At 51.9% G+C, this 18,578-nt stretch carries 18 protein-coding genes; 2 read left to right on the top strand and 16 right to left on the bottom strand.

The genetic code is table 11. The features are described 5' to 3' along the window. Positions 1 to 9: 9 nt before the first annotated feature. From NR126_RS16890 to NR126_RS16820, 15 genes are all read right to left on the bottom strand, one after another. Positions 10 to 1,125, bottom strand: coding sequence for a polysaccharide biosynthesis/export family protein (locus NR126_RS16890; protein ID WP_081786318.1), 1,116 nt, complete (start codon positions 1,123 to 1,125; stop codon positions 10 to 12). 87 nt (positions 1,126 to 1,212) lie between these two features. Further along, positions 1,213 to 1,458 carry a hypothetical protein gene (locus tag NR126_RS16885; protein WP_027617931.1) on the bottom strand — a complete coding sequence of 82 codons (246 nt, stop codon included), beginning with the start codon at positions 1,456 to 1,458 and terminating at the stop codon, positions 1,213 to 1,215. A gap of 315 nt (positions 1,459 to 1,773) precedes the next feature. Then, complete coding sequence (gene rfbD, locus NR126_RS16880; RefSeq protein ID WP_256830669.1) at positions 1,774 to 2,676, bottom strand: dTDP-4-dehydrorhamnose reductase; 903 nt, start codon at positions 2,674 to 2,676, stop codon at positions 1,774 to 1,776. Beyond that, on the bottom strand, positions 2,673 to 3,218 hold the full coding sequence (gene rfbC, locus NR126_RS16875) for a dTDP-4-dehydrorhamnose 3,5-epimerase (protein WP_027617933.1): 546 nt from the start codon (positions 3,216 to 3,218) through the stop codon (positions 2,673 to 2,675). Before rfbC ends, rfbD begins: the two co-directional genes overlap by 4 nt. Further along, positions 3,215 to 4,093 (bottom strand): glucose-1-phosphate thymidylyltransferase RfbA, encoded by an 879-nt coding sequence (rfbA, locus tag NR126_RS16870; RefSeq protein WP_027617934.1) that lies wholly within the window; start codon positions 4,091 to 4,093, stop codon positions 3,215 to 3,217. The genes rfbC and rfbA overlap by 4 nt, the downstream gene beginning before the upstream one ends. Positions 4,094 to 4,115: 22 nt before the next feature. Continuing rightward, complete coding sequence (rfbB, locus tag NR126_RS16865; RefSeq protein WP_105754542.1) at positions 4,116 to 5,213, bottom strand: dTDP-glucose 4,6-dehydratase; 1,098 nt, start codon at positions 5,211 to 5,213, stop codon at positions 4,116 to 4,118. Between the two features lie 65 nt (positions 5,214 to 5,278). After that, the gene (locus NR126_RS16860) at positions 5,279 to 6,622 is read right to left on the bottom strand and encodes a UDP-glucose/GDP-mannose dehydrogenase family protein (protein WP_027617936.1); all 1,344 of its coding nucleotides are present in this window, start codon (positions 6,620 to 6,622) and stop codon (positions 5,279 to 5,281) included. After that, positions 6,619 to 7,437, bottom strand: coding sequence for a glycosyltransferase (locus NR126_RS16855; protein ID WP_027617937.1), 819 nt, complete (start codon positions 7,435 to 7,437; stop codon positions 6,619 to 6,621). Before NR126_RS16855 ends, NR126_RS16860 begins: the two co-directional genes overlap by 4 nt. Continuing rightward, entirely contained in the window at positions 7,434 to 8,561 is a 1,128-nt protein-coding gene (locus NR126_RS16850) for a glycosyltransferase (RefSeq protein ID WP_105754540.1), read from the bottom strand. Before NR126_RS16850 ends, NR126_RS16855 begins: the two co-directional genes overlap by 4 nt. Beyond that, positions 8,558 to 9,811, bottom strand: a complete 1,254-nt coding sequence (locus tag NR126_RS16845) for an O-antigen polymerase (RefSeq protein WP_105754539.1) — start codon at positions 9,809 to 9,811, stop codon at positions 8,558 to 8,560. The genes NR126_RS16850 and NR126_RS16845 overlap by 4 nt, the downstream gene beginning before the upstream one ends. Next, positions 9,808 to 10,764 carry a hypothetical protein gene (locus NR126_RS16840; protein WP_155953793.1) on the bottom strand — a complete coding sequence of 319 codons (957 nt, stop codon included), beginning with the start codon at positions 10,762 to 10,764 and terminating at the stop codon, positions 9,808 to 9,810. Before NR126_RS16840 ends, NR126_RS16845 begins: the two co-directional genes overlap by 4 nt. A gap of 115 nt (positions 10,765 to 10,879) precedes the next feature. Next, positions 10,880 to 11,335: a serine O-acetyltransferase gene (locus NR126_RS16835; protein WP_081786319.1), complete on the bottom strand. Its 456-nt coding sequence runs from the start codon at positions 11,333 to 11,335 to the stop codon at positions 10,880 to 10,882. Beyond that, positions 11,336 to 12,337 carry an NAD-dependent epimerase gene (locus NR126_RS16830; protein ID WP_027617941.1) on the bottom strand — a complete coding sequence of 334 codons (1,002 nt, stop codon included), beginning with the start codon at positions 12,335 to 12,337 and terminating at the stop codon, positions 11,336 to 11,338. A gap of 209 nt (positions 12,338 to 12,546) precedes the next feature. Next, positions 12,547 to 14,775, bottom strand: a complete 2,229-nt coding sequence (locus NR126_RS16825) for a polysaccharide biosynthesis tyrosine autokinase (RefSeq protein WP_256830668.1) — start codon at positions 14,773 to 14,775, stop codon at positions 12,547 to 12,549. Positions 14,776 to 14,814: 39 nt separating this feature from the next. Beyond that, entirely contained in the window at positions 14,815 to 15,258 is a 444-nt protein-coding gene (locus NR126_RS16820) for a low molecular weight protein-tyrosine-phosphatase (RefSeq protein WP_256830666.1), read from the bottom strand. A 388-nt stretch (positions 15,259 to 15,646) separates the two neighbouring features. Between NR126_RS16820 and galU the strand changes: the two genes are divergently transcribed. Both galU and NR126_RS16810 read left to right on the top strand, forming a co-directional pair. Then, positions 15,647 to 16,480, top strand: coding sequence for a UTP--glucose-1-phosphate uridylyltransferase GalU (gene galU / locus NR126_RS16815; protein ID WP_027617944.1), 834 nt, complete (start codon positions 15,647 to 15,649; stop codon positions 16,478 to 16,480). A 58-nt stretch (positions 16,481 to 16,538) separates the two neighbouring features. Next, positions 16,539 to 16,973: a mannose-1-phosphate guanylyltransferase gene (locus tag NR126_RS16810; protein WP_146118213.1), complete on the top strand. Its 435-nt coding sequence runs from the start codon at positions 16,539 to 16,541 to the stop codon at positions 16,971 to 16,973. On the opposite strand, the gene NR126_RS16805 is transcribed toward NR126_RS16810, so the two are convergent. Next, a complete protein-coding gene (locus NR126_RS16805) occupies positions 16,966 to 18,576 on the bottom strand; it encodes a right-handed parallel beta-helix repeat-containing protein (protein WP_027617946.1) in 1,611 nt (536 codons plus the stop codon). The two genes, NR126_RS16810 and NR126_RS16805, sit on opposite strands and share 8 nt — an antisense overlap. Positions 18,577 to 18,578 lie beyond the last annotated feature (2 nt).

Raw genomic sequence — 18,578 nt, 5'->3', positions numbered from 1 at the left:
ACTTTGCCCTTATCTGCTACTGGCTTCGCTCATGTCATTCTTTGCAGCGGCGCCGATACCGACGATGGATGCAGAAGGCACCAACTGGCTGATGAAGCGATTCCAGCGCGTGACATTGGCGGGCCCGACGTAGACCACGTCTTGCGCTTGCACATCGAATCGGGTTGCCAGGACCATGGCAGAGGGCGAACTGGCCTCCAACTGAAAGATCTTCGCCGGTTCCTTATCGAGGTTCTCAACCCCTCGGATGACATACACCGCGTTGCCGTTGGAGGTCGTCTGGTTCAAGCCTCCCACAGTGCCGAGCACATCGGACAAGTTCATGGTTTTGGTCTTGAAGCTCAGTGCCCGAGGCTGGACCACCTCGCCCATGACGTAGATGCGCTTGCGATCGTTGTAGGCGAGGTACAACTGGTCGCCGCTTTTCAGATAAACATTGGGCAACTGGGAGTCACTTTCGCGATTGAGTTCGTCGAGATCCAGCTTGTACTGGCGCCCGTCTCGCGTCAGCGTAAGGTTTGAAAGGTCAGCATTCTGTGGATCGATCCCCGCGGCGCCAATCGCCTCGACAACACTCAAGGGCGTCGTGGTGAGGGGTTGCTGCCCTGCCCTGACGACTGCACCGGAAATGACGATCTTCTGGCTGGCAAATCGCAACACGCTGACATCGACCTGCGGACTATCGACGAATTGAGTCAAACGTTCGGCAATATGGGCACGCAGTTCCTCAATGGTCTTTCCTGCCGCTGGAATATTGCCGACGTAGGGATAAAAAAGATTACCGTCCGGACGAACAAGACGTCCATTCGCATCAATTTGCTGCTGCGGTCCAGAGGGCGCTGTTAATTCCGGATGATCCCAAACAGTAATAAACAGCAAATCATTCGCGCCAATACGGTAACTTTCCGGCGTGTAGCGCAACAGTTCAGCCGGTATCACCTGATTCACTTCAGACGCGCTATTCATTGCGATCAGTTTGGGCGTTATCGGAATCAATTCGACGCGACTGCTCTCGGAAGTGCCTTCACGAACGATGTCGCTGGTATCCATATGTTGACCGGGAGAAAACATACAGCCTTGCAAGGTAAAACTTGCCAGAACGGCAACAGAAAAATTACGAATCATATTGGCACTACGCAGGTTAAGAGCACATCCAAAAACAAGGCCACCCAGGGTGTCCTGTGTGACCTTGCCCAAACACTGCCAGCACTACTACCTGCTGGTACCGGTAGTACCCGTGGTACCGGTGGTACCCGTAGTGCCGGTAGTCCCGCCATTGGAGCTCCCGCCGCTGTTGGAGGCCGCGATGACCCCCGCGACGACCGCTGCACCGACCATCAGACTTTGCCCGACGGTGACATCGCCGACCAGAGGAGTACTCAGTGTGAGCGGCGCCTCAGCGGCCATTGCAGACGTACTTAAAACACCCAATAGAGTGATGGCTAATAGCTTTCTCATATCAGTCTCCTTCTCGATATACAGTATTTGGTACCCAGTACCAACCGACGTTAGAACGGACCGCCATCGGCCCTACAACTACCAGAGGTTTACATCCGTTCTGCATCTACCTTAGACAGATCATGTCACTGACAAAACATCTATGCCACTGATTGCACAGCACTTCGCCAAGCGCTTTCGGTGAAGCCAGAAGCAATGGTTTTTATAACATCTGCAGTTTTTCCAACAAACTCAGCGGCTTCGTGGCTACTTAATGCGTCCAGCACCTGAATTAATGGCAGAGCGCCTGAAGCAATTGTTATTAATGGTCGGACTTTATTGAGCGTTTTCAGCCGTTGATCGTCCGCTCAACTGATGCAGCACCCGCACAAGCTCATCCTCCCAATGACGGTGGGGAAGTCCGTGCGTCTGCGTCAACTTTGTACAATCGAGCACCGACCAGGTTGGCCGCTTGGCGGGAGTGGGATAGCGTGCGGTCGATATCGCCTGTACATCAGGGGATTTTTCCAGCAAACCAAGGCTGACTGCCTGGTTGAAGATTGCCCTGGCAAAGTCGTACCAGGTGCAGGCGGGCTGGCCACTGAAGTGATACACCCCCCACTCCAGTTTCCCTTCCCGCTGGAAGATCGCGGCCAATGACCAAAGCGTATCGGCAATACTGCCTGCAGAAGTGGGCCCGCCACGCTGGTCATCCACGACAGACAGGCTGTCCCGTTCAGCGCCCAGGCGGAGCATGGTTTTGACGAAGTTATTGCCGTGGGCACCGAACACCCAGCTGGTTCGCAGAACGATATGGCGTGAGCAGTTCAGCGCCAATTGATGTTCGCCAGCCAGCTTGCTGGAACCGTAGACGCCGGTCGGTTGCGTAAAATCATCAGGCGTGTACGGACGATCATGCTCACCGCTGAACACGTAGTCGGTGGATATATGCAGCAGCGGGATGCCGTGTTTTTCCGCCGTCGCAGCGAGAAGTCCGACCCCATCAGCGTTCACCGCATAAGCACGCTCAATTTCAGATTCGGCCTTGTCTACTGCCGTATAGGCCGCGGCATTAATGACCAGCTCAGGCTTGACTGCATCGAACACCGCCTGAACCTGAGCAGCATCGCAGACATCAAGCTCCTGCGAACCATAACCCAACACGGTGAAGCCTGCCGGCGCGCGCCGCAGCAGTTCGTAGCCAACCTGCCCATGGGCGCCCGTCACCAACACTCTCATACTGACTCCCTGCCCATCAGGCTGCGCAAGCTTGGGTTAGCCTTGTCTTTATCCGAAAGACTGGGTTGCTGGATCGGCCAGGTAATCTTCACATCCGGATCGTTCCAGATCAGGCCGCCTTCGTCCGTGGGGTCATAAAGATCGGTGCATTTGTATTGAAAGTCCGCGACATCGCTCAATACGCAGAATCCGTGAGCGTAACCAGGGGGAATCCACAGTTGGTGATGATTGTCGGCGGTGAGTTCCACCCCCACGAACTGACCGCAGGTTGGAGACTCAGGATTGATATCGACCGCTACATCGTAAACGGCGCCGCGCGTGACGCGGACCAGCTTGCCCTGTGGCCGTTTACGCTGAAAATGCAGGCCGCGCAGTACGCCTTTGCGAGACCGCGAATGGTTGTCCTGGACAAAGGGCAGCTCAATGCCGATCTCTCGATAGCGTGGCGCCTGATAGCACTCGACGAAAAACCCCCGCGCATCGCCAAACACTTTGGGCTCAATGACAAGAACCCCGGGTAAATGCGTCTGGATGACCTTCATTGGCAGGGCCTCGCTGATAACAAGCCGGCGAGGTATTGGCCATACCCGGTCTTGTGCAGCGCAGTCGCCAACCTGTCCAGTTCAGCGGCACTCAACCAGCCTTGGTTGAACGCGACTTCTTCCAGGCACGCCACTTTCAAGCCCTGACGCGATTCGATGGTCTGCACGAAATGCCCGGCCTCCATCAACGAATCATGGGTGCCGGTGTCGAGCCAGGCAAAGCCGCGGCCCAATACGCTGACATGCAAGTCGCCGCGTTGCAGGTAGGCGTTGTTGATGTCGGTTATTTCCAACTCGCCGCGATGGGAAGGCTTCACTCCCTTGGCGATCTGCACCACATCGTTATCGTAGAAATAAAGGCCGGTTACCGCGTAGTTGGATTTCGGTTGTTTGGGCTTTTCCTCGATGGAAATGGCTTTGCCATGCTCATCAAACTCCACCACGCCAAATCGCTCGGGATCAACTACGTGATAGCCGAACACTGTCGCACCGGACTGGCGACTGGCTGCTTCGATCAGGTTGGCGCTAAAGCCATGCCCATAGAAGATGTTATCGCCCAGAACCAGTGCGACGTTACTGTCACCGATAAAGGATTCGCCGATGATAAAGGCCTGGGCCAGACCGTCTGGAGTCGGCTGCTCGGCGTACTGAAGCTCAATACCGAAAGACGAACCGTCGCCCAACAGGTTCCGAAAATTGGGCAGGTCCTCGGGCGTGGAAATAATCAGAACTTCGCGTATGCCTGCCAGCATCAATACCGACAACGGATAATAGATCATCGGTTTATCGTAGACGGGTAACAACTGCTTGGAAACACCGCGGGTGATCGGGTGCAAACGTGTACCGGATCCACCTGCAAGAATAATACCTTTCATGTAAAGCTCCTTGATCCCAGGGTCAGCGATCGGCCATATCAGAGGTCACGCCCAGGCGACCAAGGCGGTAGTTCCCGCTCAATACCTGTTCCCACCACGGGTGATTATTCAAGTACCAGGTCACCGTTTTACGAATTCCGCTTTCGAATGTTTCCTTGGGTACCCATGACAGTTGGTTCTTTATTTTGCTGGCATCGATGGCGTAGCGACGGTCATGGCCGGACCGGTCTTTGACAAAAGTCATGAATTTTTTATAAGACACTCGCACTTCATTCTCGCGAGCTGAACCCAGCGGGATGAGTTCGTCCAACAACTCACAAATCGTCTCAACCACCTGCAGGTTGGTCTTTTCGTTATGTCCGCCGATGTTGTAGGTTTCGCCAACCGCACCTCGACTGACCACCTCCACCAACGCTCGGGCATGATCCTCGACATACAACCAATCACGCACTTGAGCGCCGTCACCATAAATGGGGATGGGCTTGCCATGTAACGCGTTCAGGATGACATGGGGGATCAACTTCTCGGGAAAGTGATAGGGACCGTAATTATTGGAGCAGTTGGTGACAATGACCGGCAGCCCGTAAGTTCTGTGCCAGGCCCTGACCAAATGGTCGGACGCGGCCTTGGAAGCCGAATATGGGGAGCTCGGAGCGTAAGGTGTCTCCTCGGTAAAGAGATCCTCAGTGCCCTCCAGATCGCCATACACTTCATCAGTGGATATATGGTGAAAGCGGAAGTCCTGCCGGCGCTCGGGATCAAGTTTTAGCCAATAAGCTTTGGCCACCTCCAATAAGGTGAAGGTGCCAACGATATTGGTTTGGATAAATGCACCCGGGCCATCGATGGAGCGATCGACATGGGATTCCGCAGCAAGGTGCATGACCGCGTCTGGCTGGAACTGCTCGAAAACGGTCTGCAGCGCCATCCGATCACATATATCGACCTGATAGAAACTGTAGCCAGGTAAATGGCTGACCGACGCCAAAGACTCGGTATTGCCGGCATAAGTCAACTTGTCGATATTTCCAACGGTATAGTCGCCGTTCTGCAGCAGATGCCGTATGACCGCAGAGCCGATGAACCCTGCGCCACCGGTCACTAAGATACGTTGTTTCATGGACTCACATCCTGATGAACTATAAAGATACGTTCAGGCCATTCCGACTCGACCAGGGCCATCCCTTAGATAACCGGCCGTACCGACAGGCCGCGACCAATGCCGTAGTACTGGAAGCCTTGCTTGGCCACACGGGCGGGATCGAAGATATTGCGCCCATCGAAAATCACAGGATCTTTCAACGACCTCTTGATTACTTCAAAGTCAGGCGCTTTGAAGTCTTGCCATTCCGTAACAATAATCAGGCAGTCGGCGCCCTGCAGGGCTGCTTCCTTAGTCCCCATCAAACGCAAGTTTGGATGTGAAGGATAAAGATGCTGCGCCTCTTCCATTGCCTTCGGATCATAAGCTTGTACGTTCGCTCCAGCCTCCCACAGCAAGCTCATGAGCTCCAGGCTTGAGGCTTCGCGCATGTCATCGGTGTTGGGTTTAAACGCCAGGCCCCATAGCGCGAATGTTTTGCCGCGCAAATCCTTCCCATAATGGAACTGGACGTGCTCGAACAGTTTCCTTTTCTGGTTCCTGTTAACGGTTTCAACTGCATTGAGAATGTGCGGGACGAAGTTCATCTGTTGCGCACTGTGCTCCAGGGCTTTCACGTCCTTGGGGAAGCACGATCCGCCGTAGCCACAACCCGGGTAAATGAACTGGTAACCAATGCGCGGATCCGCGCCGATACCTTTACGAACAGATTCAATATCTGCTCCCAACAGCTCGGCAAGATTGGCTATCTCGTTCATGAAAGAAATTTTTGTGGCGAGCAGGCAGTTGGCGGTGTATTTCGTCAACTCCGCACTGCGAACGTCCATGACGATGATTTTTTCGTGATTACGGCTGAACGGCTCATACAACTCGCGCATCATATCGATGACGTAGTTGCTGTCCGTACCAATGATAATTCGGTCCGGCTTCTGGCAGTCGCTGACCGCCGAGCCTTCTTTCAGGAACTCCGGATTGGACACGACATGAAAGTCGAAAGCGCACTCTTTGGCGCTCAGCACCTCGGAAATGCGCTGTTTGACCTTGTCCGCAGTCCCCACAGGAACGGTGGACTTGTTGATGACCAGTTTTTTATCACGCATGTGCGTGGCAATGGTTTCCGCTACCGCCAGAACGTATTGAAGATCGGCGCTACCATCCTCACCTGGCGGCGTGCCGACCGCAATGAACTGAATTTCGGCAAACTCAACACCCTCAGCAGGATCGGTAGTGAAAATCAGGCGCCCCGCCTCGTAGTTCTTCTTGACCAGCGCAGACAGGCCCGGCTCATAAATTGGAATAATGCCATCGATGAGTTTAGCTACTTTGTTTTCGTCCTTATCAACACAGCAGACTGTGTGCCCGGCATCCGCGAGAACAGTTGCCTGAACCAGACCGACATAGCCAGTGCCAAAAACTGTTAATTTCATGGATTAGTCCTTTTGGTAGTAGAGAAACTCTTCAAGTAATAAATCGTCATGTCGACCAGATGACTGCGGAATGCCTTCGACTTGAAGACAGCCTTGATCCCTCCCGCACTCGCGCGGATCCCATCGGAAAGCGCATGAGCGTCACAGTTGATCGCCGTCTGATAGCCCATCTGTTTCGCGCGACGGGAAAACTCTGGCTCGCACATGAACAGGAAAAAGTCCTCACAGACGCCGTTCAACGCTCTCCAGACGTCGCCTTTTACCACCCAGTAAGAACTTTGCACCCAGTCGACAATGTGCAGTCCAGAGGTCTTGCCATTCACTTCCGTACATTCGTAACTGTCTCGCGCGCCACTGAACAAGCTGGCAAACACGCGAGGAGCACGTCGGGCAAACTGGCTGGCGAGACTCGGGTAAGTTCTTGCTACCAGTTCGACATTGCCGCGATCATCCACTTGCTTGATACCGACGATACCGATGCCTTGTTCTTTCTGGAGTATCTCTACGGATTGCTTGATACAGTCGTCGGAAGAAAGAATCAGATCAGGATTAAGCAAAACCATGTAATCGGCGGAAAAATCGATGGAAAGATTTGTCGCCTTGGTGTAACCACGATTATGCGATGAGCGCACCAGAGCAATATTACTTTTCTGACTGATGTATTCATTCAATCGGTTAAAGTTATCGTCGTCGACGCTATTATCGAAAACAGTCACCTGACAACTGCTGAAAAGACTTTGCCGTTCCAGCGCCTTCAGGCTTTCAATCAGCCTCGGTGCCTTGAAGTAATCGACAATGGATACATGAATTTTCATGCTGGCGAGTCCTTGCGCCCCAACAGAGCGTTGTATTCATTGATCAGGATATTGGTGACACCTTCCCAGTCATTGGAAAAATCGTCTTTCAACCGAGGCTTATAATCATCCTGCAGGGCGAGTTTTACGCAGTTAAGAATATCGGCCTGGGTACAGTCGGGTTCCAGTCTGAGGGGCGGCGACGAGAAGTAATCGAACAAGGCTGAAGCGGCCGACACGATGGGCTTGCATCCCAGAGACGTCGCCTCCAGATCCACTTGAGAAACCACCTCAAACCATGAGTTCGATAGGTTTATCTTTGACCTTTTATAATGGTAGGCAAGCTGTTCCTGTTTCAGTTCGCCAAGGTATTCAAGATTGGGGCTGGCCTCGACGATTGACTTGAATTTCTCGCAGTACTTCGCGTGATTGGTGTTTTCTTTACCCGCGAATACGACCCGGTAATGTGTACCGCTGAACGCCTTGGCGATCTTCAGAATGTTTTTTCTGGGCTCAATGCGCCCGACCACCATGACATCTATGTCACGGGACGCGGATTGGTTGCCGACACCATGGCTGAAGGTCAATGCGTTAGGTATGACTTTTACCTTGTCAGGCGGCAACCGATCGGTGACGTCGGTTCTTATGTTGCCGAGTTCACTCTCCGACAACGGAAAGATTCTCGCCGAACGCTCGACCAGCCTCTTGTTTATCCCCAATGGCGTGCTGCTGTAGGCCAGCACATTACGGACACTCTTGAACTTAATGAACTCTTTGGCAAAGGAACTGAGCATCAGGTACGCGTCGTAACTTAAAAACCTGCCCAGGAGCCCGGCACTGAAATACTGCACCATGTATTTCTTTTCATGGTGAATGGGCGAAAAGCAGATCGGCACTTTCCTGTTCAGTGCCCAGGTCAGATACCGATAGTTTTCGTACGGTGTTTGCATATTGAACATATGCATGACATCCGGCGTGGTGTCGCGAATAGCCAATTCACCAGGATCGGTCACCACATTGACCAAAAAGCCCCTGGCCTCAAGGTGAGACTTATACTTATAGACCTTGCCTGAGTCGCCACCTGGTTTCTCGGGAGCATCGCGCCTGAGACAAAAAAGAATCTCGACTTTTTTTTCTGGACTCATAGGGCATACCTCACACTTGAATGCTTCCTTGACAGCACGATTTTCACCGAGGCCAAATAAAATATAAAAAACGAGAAGAACAGCGGAACCAGGGTGTTCAGCAAGTCTCCACGAATAATATTGGTGCCTCTGAATAGAAAGATCAGACCCAGCACAGAGTAGATACCCCCTGTCCGAAACAGCTTTTCAATAAGCTGACTCAAACAAAACAACAGCCCTCCGGCGCTGAGCACGCCAAACCAGCGAAAGTTTATATAGGCCTCGCCTATCAATGACGCGGTGATCTCGGCGCCGCTGTCAATCAATCGTTCATAGAAAAATTCCTGGGTGAAGTAGCGATTGCCCGAGATGGGCTTTTCGCTCCAAATCACGCGAGGGATCAAAAAAGTAAAGGCCGCCAGATACGTCTGAGCCGGGCCGATATCCTGTTGCATAATCAAAGAACTGGAGTCGAACGTTACAAAGTCCGGAGAAACAAACACATTGAGCTCTTCTTGTTCGCCCCGCGTAAAGTCCCGGTACAGTGTGGAAAGGCTGAATAGGACAACGCAGGCCAACACCAATTTGACAATGGTTTTCTTGCTTAACTTGCTCCGCCTTTTACGCTGAGCGTTGTGTATCACCAGGTAAAATATGCAAGGCAAGATGCAGTTCAGGACCAGGGTCGAGCGACTGCCCGAGATAAGGCTTGCACAGAAGGTCAGTATCAAGACCACGATGAAAAACAGCCGAAGGGCAAGTGATCTGGACCAGATGGCCCCGGTGAATGATAAGACCGACAGTGCCGGTGCGGTGTACAGGGCGATACCTGCGAGCAGGTTATCTTCAAAAAAGCTCTGTCTATTGCTCAACATTGAAGCGAGCGAATACTTCTGCATGCTGACCGCTACCACGCCACTCAGAAAAAGTGTGTACAACACACAGACCGCGATAAATTTCCCGGTGATGCTCACTTGAAAACTCGATTCCAGTATTCGAGTTCTTTTGCTGAAAAATATCGTTAAAAAACTGTAGACCATCAAGGTCAGTAGACAAAAGACGGCGACACTGGCATTCGATACCGAATCCGCTGGCATTTTTGGATAGGTCGCAGAGAAAAACAGATATTGATAATCGTCTGTGAAATAACCATCGACCAAATAAGAAAGAATTAGAAAAACCGAAAACCACAGATACGTTATCGACTTTTTTGTTGCATAGGTGATGTACACGACAAAAATCGAAATCACCAGGAGGACGACGAATATCATTGCGCGTCACCCACCATGCAGAACACACTGACACAATACAAGCATGACAATGTCATCACGTTGTAAATCAGAAAGGCGTCGAGGGGTGATAAATTCAGCCACGGCCGCAATGTAAACATGGCAATTAGCAGCGAACCCGCCCCAATAACGTAAACAATGTAGGACTTGGATTTAAGATGTAAAAATGCCGAGAACACTGGACAGGTGATCGCAATCACAGCAGATGCCAGAATCTTCAGGTGCGGCGACAATGTGTTGAAAGCCAGGATGAATGCAATAACCAGCAGCACATAAGCACAGGTAAAGGTTTTTAAATTGAACAGTCCCAGCGCACCGTCACCATCATTAATTCTTGTGTACACAAAATTGGTGACGACAAAACCCGCCCCTGCCGCCACGACACTGAAGGCTATCAGCAAGTTATGAACCAATTCGAAGTCCGCGGTACCTGCATACAAGTCGCGCACGATATTGATATCGTTTCTGTATATCAACGACAGAGCGATCCCGGAAAAAATCGTCGCCAGTCCCAAATAAATATTTTGGTTCGCAGGCAGACCAACCTGCTCTTGCGAACGACTAATAACCGAGAGCAAGCCAGTGATCACCACCGCGGTCACTATCAACGTCGGTACTGACAAGGCACGGGTCAATATCAGGATCAAAATGCAGACACCGATCGTCATGTAACGAAACGACGTCAGCGCCTGGAACTTCCATTTGTTTTGACTGGTGAGGTTAAAGGCCACTTTATGTGAAAGAAAATAACCGCATATCGCACCAATACCGGTCAAGATAAAATTTTCCACCATGCTGCCTGTCAGTAGTTGGCTGGCAGCCACCAACACACCCAGGCAAACCGCCAGTATTATCCCTGGGCTAGCGGTTTTCGACACATAGACCTGCACCCCCACAGCCTGGCCCACTTGAATACCGGTCAACAAAAAGGTCACTGATACAACACCCTGCTCAGTTATATAGTGACTACCCGTCAACCTTCCGGCGAGGTAGATAACCAAGTACACCGACACCAGATTAAATGCAGAGCATGTGAGAAACACAGCTCTTCTAACCGCGGTATGTCGTCTCGGGTGGTAGGCTTCTATCCACAAAACTGTTTGCTCCTATCACTGCATGTGCGCCGATCGTGACATTTCCTACAACTACAGAGTTCGGGTAAATCGTCACGCCATCCTGGAGCGTGGGATACCCTCTCTTGTTACCGATTGTGCATCCCTGATAGAGCGTTAAATTCTTTCCAATCACACTTCCCGAACCAATGACTATCGACACCGGGTGTGGCAAATGCAGCCCTGCTTCAATTGACGCGCCATAGCCAACATCGATGGAATGCTTGGCAATCAACAGATTCCTGCTCAAGATATGCACCAGCTTGTTTTTCGACGCGGCAAGCCTCACCAGTAATGATGCATGGATGCTGGGGTTCAACAGTGACTTCAATACTGATTTGAAACCGGCATTACCATACACAGCGCGAATATCGCTTCTAATCAACGCAAACACTTAATGCTTTCCGTAAAAATCGGAATACCAACGCACAAACCGCTGCATTCCCTCTTCGATGGATACAACAGGTCGGTAACCGATGGCGTTGACCAACTCGTCGGTGTCCGCGTGGGTGGTATAAACATCGCCAGGCTGCATAGGCAGGAATTTCTTGATTGCCTTTTTCCCGGCACTGCTTTCAATGGCTTCGATAAACCGGGCCAAGGAAACAGGGGCGCCATTGCCGATGTTATAGACCCTATACGGCGCGCTGCTCTTATCCGGACTGGACATATCAAACTTGTCTCTTACCGGCAGCACATCTTGGATGCGAATAATGGATTCAACGATGTCATCGATATAGGTAAAGTCGCGAGACAGGTTTCCGTTGTTGTAAACCTCGATTTCCTTGCCCTCGATGATCGATTTCGTGAACTTGAAAGGCGCCATGTCGGGCCGTCCCCACGGACCATAAACAGTGAAGAATCGCAGGCCGGTGACCGGAATATTAAAAAGGTGTGAATAGGTATGAGCCATCAGCTCATTGGATCTTTTCGTAGCGGCATACAATGAGATGGGGTGATCGACCGCCGATGATGTCTGGTAGGGCGTCGTATTGCTTGTGCCGTACACTGAACTGCTGGAGGCGTATACCAGATGCTCTATTCCGTTATTCCTGCAACCTTCAAGGATATTGAGGAATCCGTTGATATTGGAGTCCAAATACGCGTGCGGGTTGTCAATCGAATATCTAACACCTGCCTGGGCAGCGAGGTGAATCACTCGGTCGAATGGATACTCATGGAAAATGTGTGTAATCGCATTACCGTCGGAGAGATCAGCTTTGAAAAAGGTGAAGTTTTCCAGAGCCCTCAAAGGCTCGAGTCGCGCGTTCTTCAGTGTAGGGTCATAGTACGAGTTCAAGTTGTCGATCCCGACTACCTCATTCCCTGCAGCACACAACTTATGGGCTACGGCACTTCCGATAAACCCTGCAGCACCCGTCACTAGATACTTCATCATCTCACCCTTATTACCGTCACTCTTACAGAGCAATTGGAGTTGAAGTCATTTCAACCGGGACAGCCGAATACCGATCACTAAAATCCGCACACGCTACCGCCCCAGGGTTTAACATCAGTATCCTGAGAACGGTATTTCAATGGCTTCAGAGCTAATTAAAAATTCTAAACAGACAAATGACGATCAAACCGCTCCGTCCAACTTAATCAGGCGCTGTCGGATTTGTAATCGTAGTGGTAATACCCGTAATCACCGTAGCCATAAGCCGATGCGCGTTTTTCGACACCGTTGAATATCGCGCCTTTGAGCTCAATACCGTTCTGCGCGAAACGACGCATGGTCAGTTGTATTTCACGCGCGGGGTTCAGGCCAAATCGAGTGACAATAAGGTTTGTGCCTGACAGACGACCCACAATCGCAGCATCCGTCACAGCAAGTAAGGGTGGCGTGTCCAATATCACCAGATCGTATCGGCTGCTTACTTCGTCCAAGAACGCTGTAAAATTCGCTTTCATCAAAAGTTCAGATGGATTGGGTGGGATTCGTCCCCGGGAAATGAAGTCGAATCCACTGACGGACGTTGGATGGATAGCCGTATCCAGGGAGCATTGTCGGGACAGAACGTCGGAAAGCCCATTCTCCGAACCTGTCCCGAGCATCTTGTGCAGGTAGCCTTTGCGCATGTCCACGTCGACCAACAACACTCGACGACCCGCCTGGGCGATAACGGCCGCCAGGTTTCCCGATACAAAGGTCTTACCCACCGCCGGACTTGGGCCGGAAATCATCAGTCGATTATTCTTCGCTTCCAGCGTTGCAAAGTGCAGGCTGGTACGCAGGCTGCGCAGGGCTTCAATCGCGAGATCCGTAGGGTGGTCCATCGCCAGCAGATGCATCGACTTGCTCGCACTTGCCCGACTACGCGACAACTTATCGTCTTCGGTTTTCTGCAAGGCGCTGTACGGGATGGACGCATAAACCGGCAACCCAAGTTGCTCAATGGCTTCCGGTGATTCCAGCCCACGATTCAGGGCTTTGCGAAGCAAAACCAGTGCAATCGCGAAAAAGGCACCCAACAAGGTCATGGTCAGTACGATCAGTGCCTTTTGAGGTTTGACCGGTTTACTTTGATCAACATCAGCCTCGTCGATCAAATGCACATTACCCACGGTCCCGGCACGCATCACGTCCAGTTCCTGAGACTTGTTCAGCAGTTGGGTATAGATTTCGTTACCCACCTGGACATCACGGGTAAGACTGAACAGCTCTTTCTGTGTGGCTGGCAGCCCCTCGACTTTTTTGATTAAGGAGCTTTGCTTGGAAGTGAGTTCCGCAAGCTGCGTCATCAATGCGCGATACGCTGGATGTTGCCCGGTAAACTTACGATCCATCTCGGCACGCTGCAGCTTCAACGTCGAAATGCTCGAGTCCAGTGCAACAATCTGGTCCAGAATGGCTTTGGTTTCCAGGCTGATATCAATCGACTTGCTGTGAATCTGGTATTCATTCAGCGCTTTCTCGGCTTTCTCCAGATCCCTCTTGACCACTGGCAGCTGTTCTCTCAGGAAGTCCAGGCTGGCAGCCGCCTCTGCTGACGTACGATCAATATTCTGCCGTACGTACAACCTTATGATTTCGTTAAGCGTGCGGATCGCTCGGTCGGCATCAGTGTCCTCCAGAGCAAGGGAAAGGATGCCCGAATCCTTGCCCCGCTCGAATACATCGAGGACCTTTTGATACTCGATGATTGTGGCCATACGCGGCTGGCGAGTAACGGTAAACTCTGCCCCCGGATTGGCGCTGAGGGCTTTGACACTGATCTTCAAACCGTCCTGGTCGAAGGCTTCGCCAACACTGCTGCTGGCGAGCGTGTTGCCATCCTCATCGAGCACGGTGTAGGTACCATTGTCACCTGCAACAAACGTCATCGGCTCGCCCAGCAAAGCTTGTGGAACCTGCAGCTCGGAAATAACCAGTTCTTCGCCACCCCACGTGAAACTGTTAAAGCCGAACCAGGGCGCGGCGACCTCTTGAGGGCGATCGGGTTCGAAACGACGAGCGATGAACGCGCCAATCACCGGAAAGTAATTGGGTTCAACTTCGACATCCAGATTCAGATTATCAATGGCCTTGCCCAATACAGAGCGGGACTTGATCAACTCAATCTCGGTCACGGAAGGCGACTCCTGTCCCAACATACTGCTTATGTTGGAAAAGCCGAGCATGTCATTCTTTTTGGCTTCCACTTGCACCAGTGCGTTGGCTCTATATACAGGTGTCGAAAGAACAGCATACGCGGCCCCCGCCACCATAAATGCACCTGCCACCATGGCAATTAATAGTTTGTGATCGATGAGCGTCCCGACCAGGCCGAGCAGATCAATCTCATTACTACTGTCTTCCTGAACATTGAGTACTGGCGCTTGTTGCTGCATAAGTGGATTTCTTTGCCTTGAAACAATTCTAGAAAATGGTCAGCAGCGTACGAGACGCTGTGCCCAGGCATTTACCGCTTCTTCGATCAACGCTATGGCGTGTTTAAAAGCAGGCTCGCCTTGACGATAGGGATCACTGATTTCACGATCCTCCTGCCACTTACCCAAGAGGACTACCTTGCCTCGCGCTTCCGGGGCGATGGCCAGCACCGCAGATACATGCTTGCGCTCCATCACCAGAATCAGATCCGCCCACTTCACACATTCAGGGGTCAATTGCTTACCCTTGTGATCAATCTCCAGATGCTCGCGTTCTGCGAGCAGTTTGTGCGCGGTTGGCTCAATGGAGCCGCCGACCAAGGCCGCTATACCTGCCGACCTGACCTCGACGTCACTGCCCTTTAACCTGTCGCGCAACAGTATTTCTGCAGTCGGACTGCGGCAGATATTGCCGATGCAGACAATCAGAACTTTCTTTAACACGGCAACCTCCCTGGATCCGCAACCCTTTACGCTTCGTATAGATGGCAATTCCTGGCCTTGAGCGCCGCGAGCTTCTTGCTTGCGCGTTCAGAACAATTACCAAACCTCAGAAAACTGGAAGGTACGCCACAATAAACGGTGAACAATCACACACAGCGATTCACGGGTGTATTTAATGCCATAACATCCGAATCAGGTCCACTTACAATAACGGACAGTAAATAACAGCCCACACAGAAAGCAGACCGAATTTAACATCTGGTATTTTCCGCGTGCTTTTACTTTACGCAATATGCTATCTAATCGACGAGCAGATCAAATCATTTAAACGCCAGTTCCCCATATATAAATAACATTATCAACATCCACTTTATAACAGAGACCTTACATGATCCGTAAATGCCTCTTTCCCGCAGCCGGCTACGGCACACGTTTCCTACCCGCGACAAAGGCCATGCCCAAGGAAATGCTGCCTGTGGTGAATAAGCCTCTGATTCAGTACGGCGTGGAGGAAGCCAGGGCTGCGGGGTTGCAGCACATGGCGATCGTTACCGGGCGAGGTAAGCGCGCACTGGAAGATCATTTTGATATCAGTTACGAACTGGAACATCAGATTCGCGGTAGCGAAAAAGAAAAGTTTTTGTCTGGCACACGAGAGCTGATGGAGGCTTGCACCTTTTCCTACACTCGCCAGGTGCAGATGATGGGCTTGGGGCATGCGATTTTGTCAGGACAGCCCTTGATCGGCGACGAGCCCTTTGCCGTGGTGCTGGCTGATGACCTGTGCCTGAACCTGGAAGGAGAAGGTGTTCTGTCGCAGATGATCGCTCTGTATAAGCAGTTCCGATGCTCCATCGTCGCCATTCAGGAAGTCCCTGCCGACCAGACCCACAAATATGGCGTGATTGCCGGCGAGCCCATTCGTGATGACCTCTTCCGTGTCAGCCACATGGTCGAGAAGCCCCAACCGGAGGACGCGCCATCGAACCTGGCGATCATTGGCCGTTACATTCTCACGCCGGATATCTTTGACCTCATCGCCGACACCGAACCCGGCAAAGGTGGCGAAATCCAGATTACCGACGCGCTGATGAAGCAGGCGCAAAAAGGCTGTGTACTTGCCTATAAGTTCAAGGGACAGCGATTCGACTGCGGCGGCGCAGAGGGCTATATAGAAGCGACTAATTTTTGCTACGAGCATTTGTACAAGAAAGGCCTGTAACAAGGATCTTGGGCTATGGGTCGGCAGTTCAGCGCGGCCCACATTGACAGGGAACATCATGAACGCTTCCAGATCACCGATCGATTTCGCCAGCCAATCATTGGACTCCATTGCACCGGGAAACAGGGTTATTGGGCACAGGTGCGCCGAAGGCAGCAGTGGATTGATGGCCTGGTTGCGATCCTATGAACCCCAATGCCCCTCGCCCCACTCCAAATGGCTGGTCGAGCGCATCGGCATTTTTCCATCTTCCGGAAACATCCGATGCAGGGTTCGCTGTACGTCGACCGTACTTGAGAACCTTCGCTCTGTTTACGCTAATGGGGTGTTGGACATGGAGGAAAAGGACGGGTTAAGCATGACGTTCGCTGAGTGGCGTTTCAGGATTGGCCTTCTCGATAACAACCACGAAATGCTGCTGACCGTTGAAAGTCGGGGCGACGTCTCATTGATGAAGGCGAAAACGGCGGAGTTGTTGGAAAGAATCAGTTGAGCGTGTTCTCCTCTTCTATCGAGCCTTCCCCTCGAAGGGAAAGTGGAGCGGCGTAGTTGTGACTGATGCGGTTGCGCAGGATCAGATTTCCACGAGATCCGCGGTCCTCTACGATTCCGTACTTGTTGCTCAAACAACTCACGCCCTCGACCCTGACCCCGTTGGCGTTCGCCAGTCTAAGCCCGGTAGACAGGCATTCGGATAAAAACCCACCCATAACCATACCCTGGCTTGCAGGCTTGCCTGGCGAACCAAGCTGAATGCCATGCTGCCAGGTCCGCTTGACGATAGGGTTGGTTATCCAGAAACGCTCAGTGTTTTGCAACGTGACACCGGATGACAGATCGACACCTTGCCCACGAAGGTTATGGATTTGCAGATTGTCCAGTCGAACCCCGTTTGAATCTTCGATCAGCACACCTCGCTGTGCATCGAGTGCCTGGAAATTGTCGATCTGCACATCCCTGCAACTGATCATCCTTGCACAATAATCGCCATTTTCCTCGCAGCGACCAATGAGATTGGAGACCTTGATATCCGAGATTTTTTGGGTAAGTCCTTCATCCGAAAAATAGAATGCAAAACCACCTTGATGGATCCGGCCAACCTTACCCTCTACTCCGTTGATAGTGATGTGCCGTATGGCGCTGCTGATGCCTGCGCGCACATGCAGTTTGATCAGACTCGACTGCGCAGAATCGAGTGTGTTGTTCACAACGGTGGCGTATTCAATATCCCCGGACTCATCGACGCCCGGCACCTCTTGGGTGAATGCGATACAGTCATCCCCCGTGCGCACACGATTGTTGGCCACCACGATGTTCCTGGACTGACCTTTAAAATGCCATCCGTCCGTCAAGACTTCGGTACTTTCGACATCGGTATCATTGCCGTAAATCAGTACGCGGCTGCAGTTCTGAAATTTCGTCGTCCAGTCCGAGTACGTGTTGCGAATCCTGATATTGACAACCGAAACCAGGCTGCTGTTAAAAAACACAATGTGTTTGCCCACTCTCCCGGACCTGGATTTGATAACACCTCCACCAAAAACCAGCACATTGGAAACGCCCTTGCGGTCGCCTTTGTTTTTTATCGTGCCGGCGAAAGTGCCGAGACTGTTAAAGTCTTTCAGCAGCGTTGTTTGCGCAGGAATATACAATCTCGAATGACTCCCCAACTCCAGCGGCTGAGTCAGTCGAAGCATTCCTGGAGGCAACACACAGATCAGGCCTCGCGTTTCCGCGCAGTCGATTGCCGCCTGAATCGCGTGACTCCAATTCCAGCCAGCTCTGTCATGAGCCGCCTTTTTTTCGATCAAATGCTCAAACTGCCTCACTTCAACATGCTGTGATTGAAGAGCATCCGTCTCACTCTCGATGGCCCGCGTCAATGATCGGCTCGCCCAGCCGAGATTCACGCCTTGATCCGCCTTAATCAGATCCTGGGCGAACGCTGAAGACGCATTATCTGCCGGAACCAAAGGAAGCTGGGTGTCAGCACGGGATTGCTGGATTCGCCCTGCCCCGGTAAACAACCCGGCGCTGGCAACGCCTGCTATTCGTATAAAAGCACGCCGGGTTAATGATGCACACACTTCGTTCATAC

The organism is Pseudomonas sp. Pse1 (assembly GCF_024519635.1).
Taxonomy (GTDB): domain Bacteria; phylum Pseudomonadota; class Gammaproteobacteria; order Pseudomonadales; family Pseudomonadaceae; genus Aquipseudomonas.
The sequence above is the reverse complement of the archived record's forward strand: the minus strand, read 5'-3'. Positions and strand labels throughout refer to the sequence as shown.

Excerpts from the sequence above, each read along its gene's own strand:
- NR126_RS16890 (WP_081786318.1), bottom strand. The coding sequence starts at position 1,125 with ATGATTCGTAATTTTTCTGTTGCCGTTCTGGCAAGTTTTACCTTGCAA.
- NR126_RS16885 (WP_027617931.1), bottom strand. The coding sequence starts at position 1,458 with ATGAGAAAGCTATTAGCCATCACTCTATTGGGTGTTTTAAGTACGTCT.
- rfbD (WP_256830669.1), bottom strand. The coding sequence starts at position 2,676 with ATGAGAGTGTTGGTGACGGGCGCCCATGGGCAGGTTGGCTACGAACTG.
- rfbC (WP_027617933.1), bottom strand. The coding sequence starts at position 3,218 with ATGAAGGTCATCCAGACGCATTTACCCGGGGTTCTTGTCATTGAGCCC.
- rfbA (WP_027617934.1), bottom strand. The coding sequence starts at position 4,093 with ATGAAAGGTATTATTCTTGCAGGTGGATCCGGTACACGTTTGCACCCG.
- rfbB (WP_105754542.1), bottom strand. The coding sequence starts at position 5,213 with ATGAAACAACGTATCTTAGTGACCGGTGGCGCAGGGTTCATCGGCTCT.
- NR126_RS16860 (WP_027617936.1), bottom strand. The coding sequence starts at position 6,622 with ATGAAATTAACAGTTTTTGGCACTGGCTATGTCGGTCTGGTTCAGGCA.
- NR126_RS16855 (WP_027617937.1), bottom strand. The coding sequence starts at position 7,437 with ATGAAAATTCATGTATCCATTGTCGATTACTTCAAGGCACCGAGGCTG.
- NR126_RS16850 (WP_105754540.1), bottom strand. The coding sequence starts at position 8,561 with ATGAGTCCAGAAAAAAAAGTCGAGATTCTTTTTTGTCTCAGGCGCGAT.
- NR126_RS16845 (WP_105754539.1), bottom strand. The coding sequence starts at position 9,811 with ATGATATTCGTCGTCCTCCTGGTGATTTCGATTTTTGTCGTGTACATC.
- NR126_RS16830 (WP_027617941.1), bottom strand. The coding sequence starts at position 12,337 with ATGAAGTATCTAGTGACGGGTGCTGCAGGGTTTATCGGAAGTGCCGTA.
- NR126_RS16825 (WP_256830668.1), bottom strand. The coding sequence starts at position 14,775 with ATGCAGCAACAAGCGCCAGTACTCAATGTTCAGGAAGACAGTAGTAAT.
- galU (WP_027617944.1), top strand. The coding sequence starts at position 15,647 with ATGATCCGTAAATGCCTCTTTCCCGCAGCCGGCTACGGCACACGTTTC.
- NR126_RS16810 (WP_146118213.1), top strand. The coding sequence starts at position 16,539 with ATGAACGCTTCCAGATCACCGATCGATTTCGCCAGCCAATCATTGGAC.
- NR126_RS16805 (WP_027617946.1), bottom strand. The coding sequence starts at position 18,576 with ATGAACGAAGTGTGTGCATCATTAACCCGGCGTGCTTTTATACGAATA.